The following is a 265-nucleotide window of genomic DNA, read 5'->3' as shown; positions in this document are numbered from 1 at the left end:
TGTTTCCTGAATGGCGCGGCTAAGTCTATAGGTTACTCCCCATTCAATTTGGGTGAGATTCCCCCAAATATCGTTCCGATCGACTCTCATCATGCTGTTTCTGGAAATAGGGGTAATGTAGGCCGTTGTATCAGCCACATAGTTTTCAAACAATGTTAATAAATCCTCTATTTGCGTCTGGTAGCTTTGGATATTTTTCTTGGATTCCTGCATAAGATCTTCCCATGCTTCCAGACTCTTTCCCGCGTTCCTCTCTGTATAGCCA

General features: G+C 43.4%; 1 pseudogene. It reads right to left on the bottom strand.

What is annotated here, in order from left to right:
- Positions 1-213 (bottom strand): annotated as a pseudogene (locus NiCM35_RS26745) (hypothetical protein); the annotation flags it as partial.
- Between the last annotated feature and the right edge of the window lie 52 nt (positions 214-265).

Source organism: Niallia sp. M35, assembly GCF_050971705.1.
Taxonomy (GTDB): Bacteria; Bacillota; Bacilli; order Bacillales; family Cytobacillaceae; genus Niallia; species Niallia circulans_A.
The sequence above is the reverse complement of the archived record's forward strand: the minus strand, read 5'-3'. Positions and strand labels throughout refer to the sequence as shown.